At 43.6% G+C, this 19,291-nt stretch carries 22 protein-coding genes; 14 read left to right on the top strand and 8 right to left on the bottom strand.

Translation table 11 applies throughout. From position 1 onward, the window contains the following. The first annotated feature begins 36 nt into the window (after positions 1-36). The 6 genes from NIT04_RS15680 (at position 37) to NIT04_RS15655 (ending at position 7,120) form a co-directional block, all read left to right on the top strand. Positions 37-1,299, top strand: coding sequence for an MFS transporter (locus tag NIT04_RS15680; protein ID WP_252504469.1), 1,263 nt, complete (start codon positions 37-39; stop codon positions 1,297-1,299). Between the two features lie 26 nt (positions 1,300-1,325). Beyond that, positions 1,326-2,075, top strand: a complete 750-nt coding sequence (locus tag NIT04_RS15675; RefSeq protein ID WP_252504468.1) for an SDR family NAD(P)-dependent oxidoreductase — start codon at positions 1,326-1,328, stop codon at positions 2,073-2,075. A gap of 13 nt (positions 2,076-2,088) precedes the next feature. Continuing rightward, on the top strand, positions 2,089-2,823 hold the full coding sequence (locus tag NIT04_RS15670) for an SDR family NAD(P)-dependent oxidoreductase (protein WP_252504467.1): 735 nt from the start codon (positions 2,089-2,091) through the stop codon (positions 2,821-2,823). Between the two features lie 105 nt (positions 2,824-2,928). Then, positions 2,929-3,342: a MarR family winged helix-turn-helix transcriptional regulator gene (locus tag NIT04_RS15665; RefSeq protein ID WP_252504466.1), complete on the top strand. Its 414-nt coding sequence runs from the start codon at positions 2,929-2,931 to the stop codon at positions 3,340-3,342. 134 nt (positions 3,343-3,476) lie between these two features. Continuing rightward, positions 3,477-4,715, top strand: coding sequence for a Zn-dependent hydrolase (locus NIT04_RS15660; RefSeq protein ID WP_252504465.1), 1,239 nt, complete (start codon positions 3,477-3,479; stop codon positions 4,713-4,715). 284 nt (positions 4,716-4,999) lie between these two features. Beyond that, positions 5,000-7,120, top strand: a complete 2,121-nt coding sequence (locus NIT04_RS15655; RefSeq protein ID WP_252504464.1) for an ATP-dependent Clp protease ATP-binding subunit — start codon at positions 5,000-5,002, stop codon at positions 7,118-7,120. 189 nt (positions 7,121-7,309) lie between these two features. On the opposite strand, the gene NIT04_RS15650 is transcribed toward NIT04_RS15655, so the two are convergent. Together NIT04_RS15650 and NIT04_RS15645 are read right to left on the bottom strand one after the other, a co-directional pair. After that, complete coding sequence (locus NIT04_RS15650; RefSeq protein ID WP_252504463.1) at positions 7,310-8,992, bottom strand: M20/M25/M40 family metallo-hydrolase; 1,683 nt, start codon at positions 8,990-8,992, stop codon at positions 7,310-7,312. A 22-nt stretch (positions 8,993-9,014) separates the two neighbouring features. Continuing rightward, the gene (locus tag NIT04_RS15645; protein WP_252504462.1) at positions 9,015-10,379 is read right to left on the bottom strand and encodes a sodium:alanine symporter family protein; all 1,365 of its coding nucleotides are present in this window, start codon (positions 10,377-10,379) and stop codon (positions 9,015-9,017) included. Between the two features lie 228 nt (positions 10,380-10,607). Between NIT04_RS15645 and NIT04_RS15640 the strand changes: the two genes are divergently transcribed. The 3 genes from NIT04_RS15640 (at position 10,608) to NIT04_RS15630 (ending at position 11,849) form a co-directional block, all read left to right on the top strand. Continuing rightward, entirely contained in the window at positions 10,608-11,345 is a 738-nt protein-coding gene (locus tag NIT04_RS15640) for an IclR family transcriptional regulator (RefSeq protein WP_252504461.1), read from the top strand. A gap of 29 nt (positions 11,346-11,374) precedes the next feature. Further along, complete coding sequence (locus NIT04_RS15635) at positions 11,375-11,515, top strand: hypothetical protein (RefSeq protein ID WP_252504460.1); 141 nt, start codon at positions 11,375-11,377, stop codon at positions 11,513-11,515. A gap of 196 nt (positions 11,516-11,711) precedes the next feature. Further along, entirely contained in the window at positions 11,712-11,849 is a 138-nt protein-coding gene (locus NIT04_RS15630) for a TetR-like C-terminal domain-containing protein (protein WP_252504459.1), read from the top strand. A 34-nt stretch (positions 11,850-11,883) separates the two neighbouring features. Here NIT04_RS15630 and NIT04_RS15625 read toward each other — a convergent pair whose 3' ends face one another. Both NIT04_RS15625 and NIT04_RS15620 read right to left on the bottom strand, forming a co-directional pair. Further along, positions 11,884-12,129, bottom strand: a complete 246-nt coding sequence (locus NIT04_RS15625; protein ID WP_252504458.1) for a hypothetical protein — start codon at positions 12,127-12,129, stop codon at positions 11,884-11,886. 54 nt (positions 12,130-12,183) lie between these two features. Next, the gene (locus NIT04_RS15620; RefSeq protein WP_371922588.1) at positions 12,184-12,681 is read right to left on the bottom strand and encodes a DUF6584 family protein; all 498 of its coding nucleotides are present in this window, start codon (positions 12,679-12,681) and stop codon (positions 12,184-12,186) included. 757 nt (positions 12,682-13,438) lie between these two features. On the opposite strand from NIT04_RS15620, the gene NIT04_RS15615 reads away from it, so the two are divergent. From NIT04_RS15615 to NIT04_RS15605, 3 genes are all read left to right on the top strand, one after another. After that, positions 13,439-14,554, top strand: a complete 1,116-nt coding sequence (locus NIT04_RS15615) for an S-layer homology domain-containing protein (protein WP_252504456.1) — start codon at positions 13,439-13,441, stop codon at positions 14,552-14,554. Between the two features lie 85 nt (positions 14,555-14,639). Beyond that, entirely contained in the window at positions 14,640-14,837 is a 198-nt protein-coding gene (locus NIT04_RS15610; protein ID WP_252504455.1) for a hypothetical protein, read from the top strand. Positions 14,838-14,958: 121 nt separating this feature from the next. Next, positions 14,959-15,399, top strand: a complete 441-nt coding sequence (locus NIT04_RS15605; RefSeq protein WP_252504454.1) for a cell wall hydrolase — start codon at positions 14,959-14,961, stop codon at positions 15,397-15,399. A gap of 86 nt (positions 15,400-15,485) precedes the next feature. Here NIT04_RS15605 and NIT04_RS15600 read toward each other — a convergent pair whose 3' ends face one another. Next, positions 15,486-15,800, bottom strand: coding sequence for a type II toxin-antitoxin system HicB family antitoxin (locus NIT04_RS15600; protein WP_252504453.1), 315 nt, complete (start codon positions 15,798-15,800; stop codon positions 15,486-15,488). A 265-nt stretch (positions 15,801-16,065) separates the two neighbouring features. On the opposite strand from NIT04_RS15600, the gene NIT04_RS15595 reads away from it, so the two are divergent. Continuing rightward, complete coding sequence (locus NIT04_RS15595; protein ID WP_252504452.1) at positions 16,066-16,302, top strand: hypothetical protein; 237 nt, start codon at positions 16,066-16,068, stop codon at positions 16,300-16,302. 668 nt (positions 16,303-16,970) lie between these two features. Here the strand turns inward: NIT04_RS15595 and NIT04_RS15590 are convergent. From NIT04_RS15590 to NIT04_RS15585, 3 genes are all read right to left on the bottom strand, one after another. Then, positions 16,971-17,366 (bottom strand): hypothetical protein, encoded by a 396-nt coding sequence (locus NIT04_RS15590; protein ID WP_252504451.1) that lies wholly within the window; start codon positions 17,364-17,366, stop codon positions 16,971-16,973. Between the two features lie 36 nt (positions 17,367-17,402). Then, on the bottom strand, positions 17,403-18,029 hold the full coding sequence (locus NIT04_RS19175) for a Pr6Pr family membrane protein (protein ID WP_371922559.1): 627 nt from the start codon (positions 18,027-18,029) through the stop codon (positions 17,403-17,405). A 142-nt stretch (positions 18,030-18,171) separates the two neighbouring features. Next, a complete protein-coding gene (locus NIT04_RS15585) occupies positions 18,172-18,627 on the bottom strand; it encodes a CoxG family protein (RefSeq protein WP_252504450.1) in 456 nt (151 codons plus the stop codon). 224 nt (positions 18,628-18,851) lie between these two features. Here NIT04_RS15585 and NIT04_RS15580 point away from each other — a divergent pair, with 224 nt between their 5' ends. Next, the gene (locus NIT04_RS15580) at positions 18,852-19,184 is read left to right on the top strand and encodes a YrdB family protein (protein ID WP_252504449.1); all 333 of its coding nucleotides are present in this window, start codon (positions 18,852-18,854) and stop codon (positions 19,182-19,184) included. Positions 19,185-19,291 lie beyond the last annotated feature (107 nt).

The following is a 19,291-nucleotide window of genomic DNA, read 5'->3' as shown; positions in this document are numbered from 1 at the left end:
CTAACTATTTGCAAGTTGAGAAAGGGAAAATGAAAAATGAAGCAGAAATCTAACTTTCATTATGCATGGTGGATTTTAATTGCACTTAGTATCATCGTCGGGGTTGGAAAAGGGGCCATTAATAATACTTCAGGTCTTTTTCTAACGAGCGTGACAAATGATTTAGGGTTCGGGATGGGGAAATTATCGCTTTATTTCAGTGTTTCTGCAGTCGTGACGATGCTCTTCCTGCCAATAGGCGGAAAGCTGATGGCGAAATATGATACCCGTTTGATTTTATCGGTTGGCATCGTGTTGCAAGCAGGGGCTTTTGCATTGTTCGGTTTGATGAGCTCCGTTTGGGGCTGGTATGTACTGGCGATTCCTTTGGCGGTAGGCGGTGTGTTCATTACTGTCATTGCAGGGCCAGTCATTATCAATCAATGGTTCAAAAAGAGCAATGGGTTGGCACTAGGTGTGCTTAGCGCAGTCGGCGGTGGAATCGGTGCGATCGCACAACCGGTTGCAGCAGGTTTGATTGACGGGCTCGGCTGGCGCACTGCTTATATGATTGTCGGTGGCGCAGCAATTGTTATCGTCGTGCCGATCGTAATGTTGCTCATTAAACGTTCTCCTCAAGCTCACGGAGTAATACCGTATGGCGCAGAGGAAGTGACAGGGCAAGAACAACAGCAGCAAGCAACCGGCGAGGCGGGCATCGATATGGCGACAGCTAAGAAGTCAACAGCTCTTTACGCATTGATGCTGTTCTTCTTTTTCATCACATCGATTGCGAGCTTCTCCATGCATATTCCGACGTATTTAACGAATCAAGGATTTGATATTACATTTGCGGGGAACGTGATGGGGACGTATATGATCGGAATTTTAATAGGGTCGCTCATTCTTGGGTTCCTAGTCGATAAACTCGGATCGAAATATACTGCAATCCTGGCGATGGCTTCCGGCATCATAGCGATCAGCTTACTTCTATTCGCGAATAATAGTACAGCGATCATTACATTGGCGGTCGGTCTCTTCGGGTTGATCAGTTCCTCGATCGGTATTATCGCGCCGGCATTGGCTTCGACGATCTTTGGCAAGAAAGCGTATAGTGAAATTTACTCTACGTCTTCTCTAGGTCTGGCAATCGCTTCGATTATTGCATTGCCTGCATACGGTTTCGTATACGATGCAACAGGCAGCTATACGTCTGTCCTCTACGCAATCATTATTATGCTCGTCATCAATATTGGCTGTGTATTCGTCGCATTTAACAATAAAAACAAAATGGTTGCACAAGGTTTCTGGACAGATTGATGACAAACGATAAGGAGAGGAAAAGCATGAGATTACAAGGTAAAGTGGCAATCATTACAGGAAGCGCATCAGGGATCGGCAGAGGAATAGCGCTTGCAATGGCGAAAGAAGGCGCACAAATTGCGGTTGTTGATATCAATGAAGAAAAAGGGCAAGAAACGGTAGCAGAGTTGAACGAACTTACGGAAAGCATGCTGTTCATCAAAGATATTTCGAAACCCGAAAACGTCACTGAAGTTGTACAAGCTGTCGTAGCAAAGTTCGGTAAGTTGGACATCCTTGTGAATAACGCCCATGCGTCCCGACAAGCTTTATTCGCTGAGACGACGATGGAGATGATCGACTTATCATTTGGGACAGGCTTTTACCCGACCTTCCATTTCATGCAAGCTGCGTATCCTGAGTTGAAGAAGACAAAGGGTAAAGTCATTAACTTTGCATCGGGCGCAGTTTTGGATGGCCAGCCGACACAAGCATCTTACGCAGCAGCGAAAGAAGCGATCCGCGCAATTTCACGTGTGGCGGCGAATGAGTGGGGTCCTGAAGGTATCAATGTGAACCTTATTTCACCGATTGCGCTCACGCCAGGCGTGGAAGCATGGGCTCAAAGTGCGCCAGATATGTATGAAGCGATGATCAATCGCATTCCGTTGCGCCGTTTAGGTGATCCGGAAGGTGATATCGGCCGCACAGCTGTATTTTTGGCGAGCGACGATGCGGACTATATTACGGGACAAACAATTATGGTTGACGGCGGTTCTATCAAATTACGATAAGGAGATGTTCAACATGGGTAAATTGGACGGAAAAGTAGCGATCGTGACAGGCGGGGCATCTGGCATCGGTGAAGGAATGGTTGATCTGTTCCAAGCGGAAGGCGCGGTCGTCATTGCAGCGGATATTAACGAAGAAGCTTTGCAACGTGCAAGTGAAAAGGAAAATGTGCATGGCATGAAGTTGAATGTAGCGTCTGATGAAGAGTGGGCTGCATTTGCAAAAGAAGTGAAAGAAAAATTCGGCCGCATCGACGTTCTTGTAAACAACGCGGGGATTTCCTCTGAAAAACCGTATTCAGAAATCGGCATGGACGATTGGCAAAAGATGATGGCAATCAACAGCTTCGGCCCTTTTGCAGGCATGAAGCATGTAGCGCCAATCATGGCTGAACAAAAAAGCGGTTCTATCGTTAATATTTCATCGTATACAGCGCAAATCGGACAAGGGTTCAACCATTACTCCGCATCCAAAGGGGCTGTCCGTGCAATTTCCAAGGCGGCAGCGACAACATTCGGTCGACAAGGCGTGCGCGTAAATGCGTTATTCCCGGGGATCATTGAAACGCCGATGACGCAAAACTTGAGCGCATCGAAAGAGCTGCTTGACCAACTCGTTCGCGCAACACCTTTGCAACGTCTTGGAAAGCCGGCTGATATTGCAAACGCAGCTCTATTCTTAGCGAGTGATGATTCTTCATATATTACAGGCGCAGAAATTATCATCGACGGCGGATTCTCTGCACAATAATTGATTTACGAATGAACCCAAATTTCATTGAATTTGGGTTCGTTTTCGTATAAGAAGGCTGTATATGATAAAATGGAATTGTTTATGGAGAAAGCAGGGGTAAAAATGAAGGAAGAAACAATTTTTGACATCATACACAATATGGACAAGTTCACGAATAACTTGATCATTCAATGGAATAAAATCTTTAATGAAGACTTGGGTGTATCCCATATACTCCTTCTTGGCCATTTATCTTCCAATGGGAAAAGCCGGCCTTCCGATTTAGCGAAAGCACTTGGGTTAACCCCTCCCACAGTCACTCATTTAACAGAGAAGCTTGTAAAAAAGAAACTTGCCGTCCGCTCGACTGATGAAGAAGACAGACGCATTGTCTACTTAACGATTACAGAAGCAGGGAAAGAAATTTTACAACGCGCAAACTTGGAAGGGCAAGCTTTGAGAAGAAATCTATTTGAAAAGCTAACGCCCGAGGAGCAGCAGCAAATGCTCCGTATTTATCAGAAGTTGAATGAGTAAGAGTCGATACACTACAATTAAATAAACTACTTGCAGAAGCCAACTATGTGAACAATCTAGTGGTTTCTTTTTGTATTCATACACGTTTCACCTGCCTATATGCAAGGCGGAGGGAGAAAAAGAGGAACTGGGGGATGGCCATGGAGCTGGGTCGGTTGCGTCAATCATTTGAAGAGCTTGCTAAATTTACAGACGAAGGGGAAGGCATCAATCGGCTGGCCTACACCGAAACCGAGAGGAATGCCCACGATTATCTGATCAAGCAGTTCGAACTTGCAGGGCTGACAGTGCGAATCGACTACGCAGGAAATGTCATTGGCCGACGGGAAGGGCGTTCACCTGACCTGCCGGTTGTCGCGACTGGCTCGCATATCGACTCCGTCTATGCGGCAGGTGAATTTGACGGGACGGCGGGTGTCCTTGTTGCACTTGAAGTGATGCGTTCTCTTGCGGATGAAGGCGTGGAGACGGAGCACCCGCTTGAAGTCATCATTTTTGCATGCGAGGAATCCGCCCGCTTCGGCGCATCGACCCTTGGAAGCAAAGCAATGTCAGGCCGTCTGGACCCTGCGTACACCCGGTCGCTCACTGACAAGAACGGAATTACGCTGGCGCAGGCATTTGAAGAAAACGGGCTCGATTTGGAAGAGGTCCATTTGGCAAGGCGCTTTCAAGATGAAATCAAAGCATTTGTCGAGCTGCATGTCGAACAGGGCCCCGTGCTCGAAAAACAGGGGAAAGCAATTGGCGTCGTCTCTGCCATAGCGGCTCCGATCCGTTTTCATGTGCACATCGGAGGGACAGCGGACCATTCCGGCACGACGCCGATGGATTACCGTCATGATACTTTGCTTGGAGGCGCGGAAATCGCCCTTGCCGTCGAGAAGGGAGCCCTTGCGGAACTTGAGCATGGCACGGTCGGCACAGTCGGCGTCTTCTCCATACAACCGGGTGCGATGAATGTAGTGCCGGGTTCCGCGGATCTATACGTCGACATTCGTGGGACGAACCTTGAATCACGCCAGCGAGTTGTCGTTGCACTCGAAACAGCGGTCGAAGACGTGGCGAAAGAACGCGATCTGAACATATGGATGGACAAGATTTCAGAGGAAGAACCTGTTCAGATGGATAGCGCACTCGTTGCCGAACTAAAAGCGATATGTGAAGAAAGAGGAGTGGCGTGGCTCGAAATGCCGAGCGGTGCGGGGCATGATTCCATGAATATGGCTGCGCTCTGTCCGACTGGCATGATCTTCGTCCCGTCGAAGGATGGAATCAGCCATAATCCAGCCGAATATACGTCAATGGAGCAGCTGATGGTTGGAGCAGAAGTATTGCGCGCTTTTATGTTGAAGCAATCAAAAGTTCTCTGAATTGTGTGGGTGCCTGTGCAGCACACAATTCAGACTATACACTACAATTGCATAAAATAAACGACGAAGCCATCCGTATCAACATTCGGGAGGCTTCTTTTTGTATATTTATATCTTATAATGAATTGTCATAAATGTGTGGTGCACAGGCACCGTTGTAAGATTTTAATCAAACAAAAATCTTGAAAGTCAAAAAAGGTCAGTGTATAATAAAGTTATAAGTCAAAGATAGTCAATGTCAGTTTTAATATAAATGAATCAAAACTATAAGGAGGAAATGGCTTATGAAATGTCAACATTGTGGTAAGAACGAAGCGACAGTGAGCCTTCGCCTACATGTGAATCAACAACGTATGCAGATGCAAATGTGTCATACATGCTTTCAACAGATTCAAGGACAATTGAATGCAGGCAAGATGCCGTCATATGGCCATGATGCCAATCAATTTTTCCAAGCGAACGGCAAGCCATTCGCACAAACGCAAGTGAGAGAAGTCGATGAGAATCAAGGGAACGGTTTGCTTGACCAACTCGGGAAAAACCTTTCGAACGATGCCGAGGAAGGACAAATCGACCCGGTCATCGGCCGCGACAATGAAGTGAAACGCGTCATCGAGACGTTAAATAGAAGAAATAAAAACAACCCGGTGCTTATCGGAGAACCTGGTGTCGGTAAAACAGCGATCGCAGAAGGACTTGCAGTGAAAATCCATGAAGGCGACGTCCCTTCCAAACTATTGAACAAGCAAATTTATGTGTTAGACGTAGCGTCACTCGTTTCGAACACCGGTATCCGCGGTCAATTCGAAGAGCGAATGAAACAATTGATTGAGGAAATTGAAAACCGGCCGGATGTCATTGTGTTTATCGATGAAATCCATCTTCTGGTCGGGGCAGGTTCGGCGGAAGGCTCCAAAATGGATGCCGGGAATATCCTAAAACCGGCATTGGCACGGGGCAGCATGCAAATTATCGGTGCGACGACGTTGAAAGAATACCGTCAAATCGAAAAAGATGCGGCACTCGAACGCCGATTCCAGCCGATCATCGTTAAAGAGCCTTCTACGGAAGACGCGATCACAATCCTAAACGGAATCAAAGACCGTTATGAAGCGTTCCACGAAGTACGTTATTCGGATGAAACGATTCGCGCATTCGTCACACTGTCCCAACGCTATATCCAAGACCGATTCTTGCCGGACAAGGCAATTGATTTGATGGATGAAGTGGGGGCACGCTTGAACCTTCAACATGCTTCAGCGAATGTAGATGCAATCGGAAAACGGCTAGAAGAAGTCGTCCAGCAAAAAGAGCAAGCTGCAGAAGAGGAAGACTATGAAAAAGCGGCAGCATTGCGCCAAGAAGAGATGCAACTTCGTCAACAATTGGAGGACGCCAACCAAGGTGAAAACACACTCTATGAAGTGGCGGTTGAAGACATCGAGGAAATCGTGGAAGAAAAAACAGGCATTCCGGTGACGAAACTGCAAGCATCGGAACAAGCGAAAATGAAAAACCTTGCCGACAATCTACGGAAAAAAGTGATCGGACAAGAAGAAGCGGCCGACAAAGTCGCAAAAGCGATCCGCCGAAGCCGCGCAGGATTCAAATCAAAAACGCGTCCGATCGGATCGTTCCTATTCGTCGGTCCGACAGGTGTCGGTAAAACGGAAATTACAAAAGTGTTGGCGGAAGAACTATTCGGTTCCCGTGACACATTGATTCGCCTAGACATGAGTGAATACATGGAGAAACACGCCGTCTCTAAAATCATCGGTTCACCTCCAGGTTACGTAGGTCACGAAGAAGCGGGTCAACTAACGGAACAAGTCCGCCGCAACCCATATTCGATTTTGCTATTCGACGAAATCGAAAAAGCGCATCCGGACGTTCAACATATGTTCCTTCAAATTATGGAAGACGGCCGTCTAACGGATTCGCACGGACGGACAGTGAGCTTCAAAGACACTGTCATCATCATGACGAGCAACGCCGGAACAGGCGAGAAGAAAGTAAGTGTAGGGTTCAATCAAACCGCACATGAATCCGTCTCCATGCTCGAATCTCTCGGAGACTACTTCAAACCTGAATTCCTGAACCGTTTCGATGCGATCGTCTCGTTCAATGAATTGACAGAGGACAACCTACTCGAAATCGTTGACTTGATGCTCGTTGACCTGGAAGAAGCGATTGAAGAAAACGATATCGCGATCTCCATCTCGCCTGAAGCGAAACGGGAATTGGTGAAGCTCGGCTACGACAAACATTTCGGAGCACGACCACTCCGCAGAGTCATCCAAGACAAAATCGAAGATCCATTGACTGATCTCATCTTGGAAGAAGACGACATTGAAAAAGTCCATGTGGACGTTGTGGATGAAGAGATTGTTGTAAGTAAAGCGTAATGGCGTCAAATGCCAATTGAGCTTGCATAAATCTACTTGCATCGATGCAATAACAAAGCAAAACCCCTTCATAGCCGTGAAAAGGCTTGAAGGGGTTTTGCTGTTGGTACAAACAGTCCCAGTCTCGAAAAAGTTTCCTCATGGGGTAATCTCCGTTATACCGGTCAAATGGGAGCCGTTTATATACTTTTACACTAATTCTAACGACTGATCTTCAGACGCCTTTTCGAGCATACGCATGGTTGTTTTGCGGATCAACAAAGGCAAAACTCCGAATGAGTAAGGTTTATAGACACGTTCCGTCCATTTATGGCCGTCTTTTCCGTAGACACCCATATTTACGGATGGGATGTTCAATTTTTGAATGGTATGGAATGGAATTGTGTAAATGTTGTCCCATTCCGGCAAATTGTGAACAAGTGGTGCCAGTTCTTCCTCTGCCTCATGGATTGATAGAAAACTGCCATCTGCCAAATAAGGGAAGAATTTTTTTAACTCAAAACACTCGTCTGTCAGTTCACCCATTTCTTCCAGCACTTCCGAAATGGAAGATTGGATCTTTTTATCACGTGATACATCCGTCTTCAAATAATTATGCGGAAGGAACGGCGGTGCGAAGAATAAAATGACCCGAGCTTTTTTTTCAGGATCGGCTTCCTGCAAGGCGCTGACGATAGAGAAACTAACATCTCGTAAATCGCCAGACTTCTTTGCAAGCGCTTTGTCGATAATCGATTTCACATTGACGCCACGCTGAATCAAATATTGTAAGTACTCATCATAAGTAGTCACGTCAATTCCCCATGACAAATCTCGGGAAGGCAATTCGGTAAACTCGATATATTCTTCAAACTGTTGCTGCAAGTAACGCTCGGCTTCCTCACATGCCTCTCTTGCTTCATGCAACAATTTCTCGAGTATTTGCTCGGGAGTATCTTCATAAACGAAATAGTTGAAGTAAAGATGACTGCTAATCGCCGTTTGAACCGTATAAAGCTCTTTCGTGTCGCGTTGTTGTAGACAAGTCGGCGGCAGGACAAGCTCCCCGGGAATTTTTTCCGCAAGGGCATATCGGTTATGGATCCGTTCCGTCAATTTGGCAGCAATGAAATTCGGATCAATACCTGATAGTGTGTCACCAACATGTACTTCTTTACCGTAAATATGGAAGCAAGGAAGGATCTTGCCTGCGGCTCCCGTGTAAATATATCGGTTTGAATCGCCATCATACAATGGAGTGATGAAATCAGTATTGATAGCGGTGATAAAATCAAGACCCTGTTCCGCTTGGAGTCTATTTAATTCGGAAAGGGCACCGATAATGCCACGGTGTTCGCTTTCTTCATCCCCATTGCAAAGGAGGAGTACATTACCAGTCAGTTTTTCTGGATGTTCTGTAAAATATAGAGTATTCGCAATATGGACAGCTGCACCACTTTTCATGTCCACAGAGCCGCGTCCGAACATCCAATCACCTGAAAGTGCCTCCTGTTGGATTACTGGATCATTTTCATATCCACGGAAAAAATCTTCCATTGCATCCGTAGAAAAAGCATCCTTTTTCAAAGGTCCGAAATCTTCGACAGCAACCGTATCAATATGAGAATGAAATAAGACGGTTTGCTTCGAGAGTTTTTCGCCTTTTACTAAAGCGAAGACATTTTGACGGCCGATCGGATCACCTTCAATCGTCTGGAGCCAGAGATGGTCGGGATGTTCTTCGAAATATGGGAATGACCGAAGTATCCGATAGATCTCCTGAACAATCTCCACCTCACCAAGTGTCCCGTTAATGCTATTGATGCTTACCAAATGACGAGTCAACATCTCGACCTGTTGTGATAATTCCAAATTTCTTAGCTGATTGTACATATCTCTTGCCTCCTTGATGGATTCATTTTTTTCGTTCGATCGGATAGAGATTCATAAAATAGTCGTTTGTAATTTCTTTCACTTTACCGCTCAAGAATAGAACAGCGATGACGTTCGGGATGACAACCAAAGCGAGCAATAAATCGAGGAACTGCCAGATGAACTGCAATCCTCCGACTGCACCGACGATAATGGCACCGATATAAATAAAGCGCATCACCTTGGAGAATGTTGTCCCGAAAAGGAACTCAGCCTGCTTTTCACCATAGAAAATGATGACGACTACTGTGGTGATGACGAATAAGAATAGCGTTGCTGAAACGATAGTTCCGGCAAGTGATGAACCGAATACTGGCACAAACGCTTCTGTCACCATGGATGAGGCATCATCCGGTGACATGGTTTTCCAGACGCCAGACGTCAAGACGACAAGGGCAGTAATTGTACAGACGACGAGTGTATCGACGATTACTTCGAACACACCCCAGAATCCTTGTTTCGCAGGATGATTCGTAATGGCTGCTGAATGGGCAATCGGCGCCGTTCCCATACCTGCTTCATTGGAATAAAGCCCCCGGGCAAGGCCCCAACGAATGGCAGCCGCTACACCAGCGCCGGCAAAACCGCCCGCCGCCGACATCGGCCGGAACGCATATTCAAAAATCAGTCCGAATGCAGTTGGAAGTTCTTTTATATTCGCAACAATAACTACAAGTGCAGCAACAAGATAAATGACAACCATGAATGGAATCAACTTCTCCGACACTTTTCCGATTGTTTTAATTCCACCGTAAGTGACCAAGACAACAAGAAGTGCAACAAGAATGCCTGTAACAATAGGAGACAAGCCAAACGAACCTTTCATCGTTGTTGCGATGGAATTGGATTGCACCATCGTACTCGCGACAATTTCAATCATAAGTGCAAAAGCAAGGAAATAAGCGACCTTTTTCCAGCCAAGTCCTTTTCGTATGTAATACATTGGGCCGCCGACATATTCACCGACCTCGTTTTTCTCCCGATAGTGCATTCCGAGAACGACTTCCGAATACTTGGTTCCAATCCCGATAAGAGCGACAAGCCACATCCAGAAAATTGCCCCCGGTCCGCCGAGTGCGATAGCTACCGGAACTCCCACAATATTCGCTGCACCCATTGTGGAAGCAAGCGCACTTGCCGTCGCTTGAAATGGAGTCAACGTACCGTCCCCTTCACTTTTTGAAAATATCTTGCCGAAAGTCTGCTTGATAATATGCGGGAAGTAGCGGAATTGGAAGAAACCAAGACGCACCGTCAAGAAAACGCCACCCCCGATGAGAATGACCATGATCGGCATCCCCCATATGAAATTTGTAATATCCGCGATGAACTTTGTGAACCCTTCCATTTCTCCCACCCTCTCTATTTCTCTCTTTAGAAAGCGCTTTCACTTGTCGTGTTGAAATTCCGCATTGTGGAATTAATTCTACATATTGAAATGTTAATATTATTTTAGTTCTGTCATTGGATGAATGTCAATCCCTTTTTCTTTTATTTTGGGAAGGGTCTGATAATTAAAGATGCGGGGCTGGTCCAATATCTGCTACAATATGGGGAAGACGGGAGGCAAACGAAAATGATTCAATCGATAGACAGGGCCATGCTCATCATCGAAGTCATGTCGGACTCGCAAAAGGATAAATGGCTTGTCGCAGAGTTGGCGAAGGAGACGGGACTGCCGATTAGCACGGTGTATCGGTTGTTGCAATCACTTGAGTTGCATAATCTCGTTTCGCAAATCGAATATACGAAGCAATATGAACTAGGCTATAAATGGATGGAACTGGGCTTAAAAAAATACGAGAAACTGGACATTCGTCATGTAGCTCGGCCGATTCTCGAAAAATTGGCAAAGGAAGTAGAGGAAACCGTATACCTTAATACACCGAACGATGACGTATCTATTATCATAGACCGAATTGATAGTCCGCGGAATGTACGTATCATTGATAGTATAGGTGAACGCATACCGATGAACATCGGGGCCGCTAATAAAACGATGCTGGCATATGCGCCGCCCCATAATACGGATGCCTTGCTGCAAAGGCTAATTCCGGAAGAGGGGGAGCGGGAACAATTTAAGCAACAATTGCGCTCGATCAAACGGAAAGGGTTTGCAATCAGTATAGGCGAAAAAACGGAAGGTACACTAGCAGTCGGTGCGCCTATTTTTGATTTTGAAGGAACGGTGCTTGGGGCTATTAGTATCGAGGCACTCGAAATGCAAACAACTGAAGATCAATTGGATCACTTTATCGAAAAAGCAACCGAAGCTTCAGAAAAGATTTCTTCTGCGATGGGGCAAATAAAATAAATAGTGAAGTCATTGAGCTGGCAAAGGAAATGGGAGAGCTGAGATCGACTCATTTTACCGAAATAAAAGAGCAGAAGAGCGAAGAAGCGAAACAGGCGAGGGATGAAATCGACGCGAAAGTGGAAGCGTGGAAAGTGAAATGGTACGCAGAATTGGAGAAGGATGAATAGGTGCTAATACACCGCCTTGTTTTGTGAATGAAACAAAAGTAATCACCCTTGTGACAATGGGTGATTACGATTATTCATCTTCGACTATTTACGAATTTAAACTCTTTTCAATTCAATACTCGTAATTTCCTCAGCAATCGCTTTCGTTAGGTCCTGTGCTGTTTTCGGGACGAATGATTTTAAAAAGGCATTCACCATGGGTCCCATCACAGCCTATTTGGGCGTCATCATTTGGTGGCTGAAAAACGATATGCCCTACACTCCAGCGTATATGGCGAAGCAGCTGACGAGACTGTCGACGGTCGGACCATGGGTGGAAAATCCGTATCTATGAATAAACAGCCTCCCGAAAAATGCGGGAGGCTTCGTCAGTCAATAACAATACTAGCAATAACTATGTAAGAAAATATGCTTAGAAAAAATAATAAAATATAAAGTAGGGTTTTTATCTCTTTAAAATAGTTTCGAATCAAATAAAGCAAAGGTAATCCAAAATAAATTGAAATATCATCACCCATATTACCGAAGATATCAATTAAAAATTCGCTATCCATAGAACCAGCTATCAGTCCACTTAAAAGAAACAAGGATAAAAAACAATATAAAATTTGCATATATACACCTCTTTTTAATTTTACTTTTCCAGAAGGATTATTTAATTAAACAGATTAAAACATCCATTCTATAAATGTATAGACCCCAACTGATGCAAAAATAATTATGGAAAGTATTACTGAAAGACACCCAAAAATAATCAATTTGTATGTAGGCCCTATTGGAACATCTTGTTCTTCCACCAATTTTTCTTTTCCTTTATATTCACTAGATAAGAATGCGGGGTCTATATCCAGTCCTTCTAAAAGCTCAATATCACCTTTATACTTTAATGCCCGCGCGATTTTATCCATGTCATTGCCCATGGAGTTTTCAAACACTATACACGCTTTTTTCATTTGGGGAGTTTTATTCTTTTCTAAATACCAGTATCGGCCAGCCATCGCAGGATATTTTAATTCAAAATAAATGTCTCCCAACTTTTTACGAAGTTCCAATTCATTAGGATAGGTTGAGATTAACCCGTGCAATCGATCCCTCGCTTTTCCCAAATCATCGCTTTCAATATCCTCTTCTATTCGTTTTAAAGCCAAAGCAATTTTCTCTTTAATAAAAAACACCCTTTTTATCTTTTTTCCAACGTTTAAACTCTACGTATTCCAAAGAACCATAAGCTGTAATCATTGATAGAGTAGGAACAACATAATGCTTCGGTGGACCAAATATAAAAACAACAATAATAAACCCTGAAATGAAAATGGCGGTATATAAAAGATATGATTTTATTCGATACTTTAAATAGAGTTTTACCTTATACATTACTTCTCCTTTTACGCTGTTCTGCACCTATAGTTGAACAAGAAAAAAGAGCCGTCTAAGCATCCCAGTTAGCTTGGCTATTCCATCATCTTCCTTAATTGAAAATACACGAAGACAGAAATAATCAAACAAAGTATGCTTATTGTTATCCTGACAATTTTGAGGTCGAAAAACAACAGAGGTAGTGCTACAGCATTTATGATTAATTCCATGTGAGGCACATCAATCCCCATAATACCTAATATGACAGCACCTACAACGATACCAGCACTGCATAATCCAACAATAAATAACCATTTTACAATATGTAATAGTACAATAATCGTCCTCAAAATTATATAAACCTCTTTCTAACACAAACACAATTCTAGGCTACTTTCCAAACTAGTAACACAAGTAAATAAAACCAGTTCTGCCCCTTAACTAAACTTCAATTCGCTTGAATCGGGAGTGGAAATGTAACAGTAAAAAATACTTTGAAACTTTTCCCGAAAATCTACGTCTGTACGGTGCAAATAATAGTGTACATAGTAAATGGAGGAAGTTTCATTGAATAAAAACAAGATATTGAAAATGGCATTAGCAGCGGCGATCGCTATTCCTGCCATCCTCTTCCCGGTACAGGCGGAAGCGGCAGTGACGAATCCGTTTCCTGACGTGTCCAAGAACAGCCCGTATTATGAGATTGTCCATGAGATGCGGGACCGAAATATTATTAGCGGGTACGAAAACGGGGAATTCAGGCCGACTGAGGTCATTTCGCGGAAACATGCGGCGGCTCTCGTCAACCGCGCAACAAAGTTACCGGCAAGAAAGCCGTTTGTTCCATTCGAGGACGTATCCACGAAGAACGCCTTCTTCAATGATATAAAGAAATTACAGCAAGCCGGAATTTTCGAGCCGGATGCGAAAGGGAACTTCAACCCGAATACGCCGATCACTCGTGCGGAAATGGCGAAGGTGCTGACAATCGCATTCAATCTGAAAGTGAAAGTGGAGTTGGATTTCATGGACGTGCCGAAAAATCATCCGGCGAACAAATATGTCCGAGCGCTCTATTCGAATGGAATCACAACAGGGGATTTCGGATACTTCAATCCCGATAAACCCGTTACAAGAGTGCATTATGCCGTATTTCTGCATCGGTTGCTGCATATGAACAATCCTATCGATCCAGCGGCACCGGCGATGCGACTACCCGGACATTTTGCAGGAATTTCTGCACAACGGTTGGAGGAAAGTTCCATGACGATGGCTCAAACAATGCTGTCGATGCTTGGGCAGAAGGTGACGAGATATTCAGCCGATCAGCTCATTACAGATAAGTTGGAGCATGGATGGGCGGAAGTGAATAGCTATTCCGCAGGCCATTCAGCCGGACAAATGGCAAAGGAAAACATCCTTTACTTGAAGCGTTTTGTGAAGAAGGATTCGAGGTTAGAGGAGATTTTGGATAAATGGCTGCAAGGGGATTTCTCGCAAGTGAAAGATGACTATTTTTACTTGAGATTGACGAGTGATGCGGAGTACGGAAACTGTGATGTATGCGAGGATCATTCTTCCATTCATATCCGGACGAAGCGGGCGGAAGAGCATTTCGTGCGCACGCTTTACGGAGAAGAAGGATTGCAACGTCACCGCGAGCAGTGGTCCATAACAGAATAACGCGAACCAAGCACCGAAATTTCGGTGCCTGTGCAGCACACTATTACCAGACAAGAGAGGAATTGAAATAATAGGGGGTAAATGCATGAAAACAAAGTTCACTGTAACTCTAAATGATCAGGAAATGAAAAAACTCAAACTAGTAGCGGAAATGTATGGGAAGGACATTTCGGCAATCGCAAAAATAGGCGTACAGCTATACCTTGACCGATTTATCGATTTTGTAGTAGAAGAATTTGAAGAGTTAGAAGAAGGAAAAGAGAGATACTCCATTTTGCATTAAAACATCTTGGCGTGGCGGTGTCTAAAGAGGGCTGAGTTTAGCATTCGTGCATCAGATTCTTATTTTTGAAAAATGGCATTTGAACAGGCCTTGGGTCATACAATATATTTGAGGTGGATAAATGCCAAGAGTTAAATACCGGGATAATGATGTCAGTTTAATGGCAAGGATGATGAGGGCGGAAGCCGAGGGCGAAGGAAACCAAGGGATGTTGTATGTCGGCAATGTCATTGTGAACCGCGCTGTAGCAGATTGTTTAGACTTTCGAGATGTTCGAACGATTAACGATGTCATTTTTCAGGTGCAGGGAGGAAATTATTCTTTCGAAGCTGTTCAAAAGGGGAACCTGTTTTACCAACGGGCGAGAGAATCTGAAAGACGATTAGCAAGACGGAATTTGGAAAACTGGAGACAGCACCCAGCGAAATTCGCGCTATGGTATTTCAATCCATTCGGTCCTTGTCCTCCAACTTGGTACAACCAACCGTTTACGGGCCAATTCAAACTTCATTGCTTTTATGAACCAATCGCGGGAACGTGTGAGAGTGTTTATAGTGGGTAGGTGTCTAGTGCTAAAAGAGAAAGACCGGATGATACAGCATCCGGTCTTTCCTTGCTATATTGAGCTATTTACTAATCGGAGTTTTATTACAAATAAATCGACACGTGTTCGACAAGGATTCGGAACGGCGGTGCATCGAGATCAAAACCTCGATCGATTTGAATCATTTCGATTGGAGTAGGGTCGGGCAGTACGATTCCGTCCTCTTCTGCACATTCGACCATCATCTCGAGTATCTCTTTCGCAGCCTCAATTGCATCTTCTAGGCTATTCCCAACAGTAAAGGCTGGAAGGCCTAACGCTAATAGATCGGGGAACCGGACGTGGATCTGGTAATCGCCCTTCTTTGCATAATGATGCTCGTAATAAAATACAGCTGTTTGCTTAAACTCTTTCTTCATGAATAAAAAACTCCTTCGCATAGGGATTTTCCCTAGCCGGATGAAGCCGAGTCATAGGACTGACCGTCATCCGGCTAGAGACTGTCCTCTGCGAAATCAAGCATCGCATGGGTGCCGTTAATTTGTGTCATAGTGCATACTCCTCGATTTATGTATTAATTAAAATTACTATGAATGCCTCGGGATGGCAACCTTTCAAGAAGTTTAAACCTATCCTGTACTAAGGTATAATTAAGGGTAAATGAAAGAAGAGTGGGTGAGTATAGTGGAACCAATTAAGATTGAAGATAATGAAGTGAAAAAGGCGATTCAATCCGGTCATCCGTATATTCAGGTAGATGCGAAGAGATATTTGTTGATGGAGGTAGAAGAAGTAAATGATTATGCCGCCTATGTAGTCACTGACCCTGACGAAGAAGAACGCCTGAGGGCTGCATTGGATAAAACGAATCCAATCTTAACAGAAGATGAAATCAATAAGATGTTAGGAATTGATTCATGAATGTTATTTGGAGAAAATCAGCCATCGATTCCTTGTTGGAATTAGATCGATGGAGGAAAACGGTTGAGTTACCTAAGATTGCACCTTATCTAAAGGAAACAATTTAAGTATATTTTAGAGAGCAAAAGTTATCCCTTTATCTTCCCGGTCGACCGGTTTACCTTCAACAAGAGCGAGTTGATTTGAGAATGGTATTAATAGCTCTTGGAAAATCTGATCCCTACAAAGTCTTTTATCGTGTTGGGGAAGGAACAATAGAGATCTTTTTGGTCCGCCATCCTAGGCAGAAACCGATTTAATGTCAACGATAATCATATATTTATTGTTTACCCTTTTTAAATTAGTCACTTGAGAAGGGTTTTGTTTATAGTGTTATAAGATAACAAGCACCTCATCAATCCGAAAATATGATAACCATGAACCGACACCTTATCTGAGAACGCCTCCTGTAAGTAATCCGCATCTTAGAAGCATATTCAGACGAGGATGAAATACTGTCCATCCAGAGGTTCTAAGTTTTGGTGCCTGTGCAGCACACAATTCAGTAAATACACTACAATTGTATAAAGAAATGAAGAAGCCAACCGTATCAACTGCCGGTTGGCTTCTTCGTGTATATATATACTTTAAATTGAAATGTCATAAATGTGTGGTGCACAGGCACCTGATTAATTGATAGACCCTAAAGTATATGTCTCTTCACCAGGCTTACAAGATTGCAATTGCACTTGATCAGGAGACCAACTTTCAGGCACATAATAAATAAGGAAATCCCCGCAAGTCGTTTCGGTAAGGAGCTTGTTCTCCTCATTTCGAATTTGAACGTGAATTCCCGACTCATCCCGCTTCATACTATAAGTGAGGTTGGTCCATGTAGTCACTTTAATGTTGTCGATCCTTTTATCTTTAAAATCATAGAGAGAGCCAACATTTCGAATGTCGTAGGAAGAAATCATTGTCACATGAGGAATTTTTCTTGAGGGCCAATCATACAAAGACAGACCAATCGCCAGTACGATGACTGTAGCAAAGATTGTGATGGCGACTTTTTCTCTCTTAACCATTTGCATCGCTCCTATGTTAAGCAATCACGAGTACTGTTAAGTTATCATATTACTGTTTAGAAATATCCTGTTTAAGAGAATCAAGAAAAAGCCCAAAACGATATAAACAAATAAATAAGCAATAATGAACAATGCAACACTCTCATAGCTACCAACACCTACTGGAATTTCTCCAGTGGGATTCAAAAAGAAATAAGGATAAAAACCATCAACCAATCCTCGTAACAATGAAACGACACAATAAAGCAAAGGGAAGATCATCCAATAAAAGATGTGCTTATAGCTATATTTTTTCTTGGTTTCAAAAGCAATCCAATTCATAAATACAAATATCGGTAGTAAGTAATGAAGGGTAAAGTTCGTGACAATCCGAATTCCATCGTATTCTCCGCCACTGGAAAGAAGAAAATGATAGGTAGCTATACATATAAAAATATAAATGAGAGAACAATTTTTCAAGAAATCCAATAAGGGAGTCGGGGGCTTTCTCGCTATCATTGTGAAAACGCTCAGTAGAAAGGTGACGGATACAATAAGGTTCGATTGAATTGTGAATTTCGTTATAGAGATCCAAGGAGCAGGGGAATAAGCGATATGTAAGACAACACTGGTGAAACCTATGAAAGAGATGAGTATATGAAAAACCAACTTTATTTTGTTCATCATCACATGTCCTTTCTATTAGCAGATAGTGCCTGCTAACCAATACAAAATTTAACATTCCACTTAAACTATACTATTATTCTGTAAATAAAAAAGTAACCACGTATTGCTATGGTTAAAGTAGCAGGGTGGTTACTTCGGTTTATACTCTTTTCAATTCAACACTCGTAATTTCCTCTGCAATCGCTTCCGTCAAATTCTCCGCCGTCTTCGGGACGAATGATTTTAAAATGGTATTGATCACCGGTCCCTTCAACCCTCTTGCTGAGATGTCCAAATTCCCGTGCATTTCGGTTTTGAAACGTGAGATGGATTCCGCTTTAAAATACCCATTGCCCGAAAAGTTCTCATACAACCCGGTTAAATCGAATGTGACTAGCGTCGGTTCCTTCCATTTAGTGATGTCAATTTGCAACTTCACTGTCTTTTGCATGACGCCGAGATCACCTTTAAACGTCCACGTCGATCGCGTGTCACTTAGAATGTCATGCTCGATATATCCCGGGACGAGTGGTGCCCACCTGTTCATATCACTGACGAAATCCCACACCTTTTCAATGGGGATATCCAATTCTGTCGTGTGTGTTCCACTAGGCATCTGATCGTTCCTCCTTTATGTTGTTAGAACGTTTCCATGTCGCTTATAGTACGCGCTGGCACGCTACCAATATGCATAACAGAGCCAACCAATATCCCAATAGCCTCTTGCTTCCATATCAATACCCCTTTATTTGTCTGGAAAACGACTACATATAGTAAATTGAACCGATTCCTTGAATAGTACGTATAGTAAAGTTACGACGAACAAGAAGGGGAATGGGAATGAAAGTAAACTTGGCGCTTCGCTTTATGTTAGAAATGAGTGGCCTAGTTGCCGTGTCATACTGGGGCTTTCAAACTGGTAGTGGTTTTTTAATGAAGTCAGTATTAGGCATAGGCTCACCTCTGCTAATGGCGACAATTTGGGGTATCTTTATCTCACCGAAGGCTCCTCTGCGAGGCAAAGGTTCTGGGCGAGTAGTACTTGAACTGATCATTTTTGGTGTAGCGGCTTTCGCTTTATATGATGTTGGAAAACCATCCTTGGCAATTATGTTAGCAATCTTAGCGGTAGTAAGCAGTATACTGAACCACCTATGGGAACAACATAGGTAAGGAAGTATAGGTTCTGGTGCCTGTGCAGCACACAATTCAGTAAATACACTACAATTGTATAAAGAAAATGAAGAAGTCAACCGTATCAACGCCCGGTTGGCTTCTTT

Source organism: Sporosarcina sp. Marseille-Q4943, assembly GCF_943736995.1.
Lineage (GTDB): Bacteria > Bacillota > Bacilli > Bacillales_A > Planococcaceae > Sporosarcina.
The sequence above is the reverse complement of the archived record's forward strand: the minus strand, read 5'-3'. Positions and strand labels throughout refer to the sequence as shown.

Coding starts and splice junctions, on each gene's coding strand:
- NIT04_RS15680 (WP_252504469.1), top strand. CDS start 37: ATGAAGCAGAAATCTAACTTTCATTATGCATGGTGGATTTTAATTGCA.
- NIT04_RS15675 (WP_252504468.1), top strand. CDS start 1,326: ATGAGATTACAAGGTAAAGTGGCAATCATTACAGGAAGCGCATCAGGG.
- NIT04_RS15670 (WP_252504467.1), top strand. CDS start 2,089: ATGGGTAAATTGGACGGAAAAGTAGCGATCGTGACAGGCGGGGCATCT.
- NIT04_RS15665 (WP_252504466.1), top strand. CDS start 2,929: ATGAAGGAAGAAACAATTTTTGACATCATACACAATATGGACAAGTTC.
- NIT04_RS15660 (WP_252504465.1), top strand. CDS start 3,477: ATGGCCATGGAGCTGGGTCGGTTGCGTCAATCATTTGAAGAGCTTGCT.
- NIT04_RS15655 (WP_252504464.1), top strand. CDS start 5,000: ATGAAATGTCAACATTGTGGTAAGAACGAAGCGACAGTGAGCCTTCGC.
- NIT04_RS15650 (WP_252504463.1), bottom strand. CDS start 8,992: ATGTACAATCAGCTAAGAAATTTGGAATTATCACAACAGGTCGAGATG.
- NIT04_RS15645 (WP_252504462.1), bottom strand. CDS start 10,379: ATGGAAGGGTTCACAAAGTTCATCGCGGATATTACAAATTTCATATGG.
- NIT04_RS15640 (WP_252504461.1), top strand. CDS start 10,608: ATGATTCAATCGATAGACAGGGCCATGCTCATCATCGAAGTCATGTCG.
- NIT04_RS15635 (WP_252504460.1), top strand. CDS start 11,375: ATGGGAGAGCTGAGATCGACTCATTTTACCGAAATAAAAGAGCAGAAG.
- NIT04_RS15630 (WP_252504459.1), top strand. CDS start 11,712: ATGGGTCCCATCACAGCCTATTTGGGCGTCATCATTTGGTGGCTGAAA.
- NIT04_RS15625 (WP_252504458.1), bottom strand. CDS start 12,129: ATGCAAATTTTATATTGTTTTTTATCCTTGTTTCTTTTAAGTGGACTG.
- NIT04_RS15610 (WP_252504455.1), top strand. CDS start 14,640: ATGAAAACAAAGTTCACTGTAACTCTAAATGATCAGGAAATGAAAAAA.
- NIT04_RS15605 (WP_252504454.1), top strand. CDS start 14,959: ATGCCAAGAGTTAAATACCGGGATAATGATGTCAGTTTAATGGCAAGG.
- NIT04_RS15600 (WP_252504453.1), bottom strand. CDS start 15,800: ATGAAGAAAGAGTTTAAGCAAACAGCTGTATTTTATTACGAGCATCAT.
- NIT04_RS15590 (WP_252504451.1), bottom strand. CDS start 17,366: ATGGTTAAGAGAGAAAAAGTCGCCATCACAATCTTTGCTACAGTCATC.
- NIT04_RS19175 (WP_371922559.1), bottom strand. CDS start 18,029: ATGAACAAAATAAAGTTGGTTTTTCATATACTCATCTCTTTCATAGGT.
- NIT04_RS15585 (WP_252504450.1), bottom strand. CDS start 18,627: ATGCCTAGTGGAACACACACGACAGAATTGGATATCCCCATTGAAAAG.
- NIT04_RS15580 (WP_252504449.1), top strand. CDS start 18,852: ATGAAAGTAAACTTGGCGCTTCGCTTTATGTTAGAAATGAGTGGCCTA.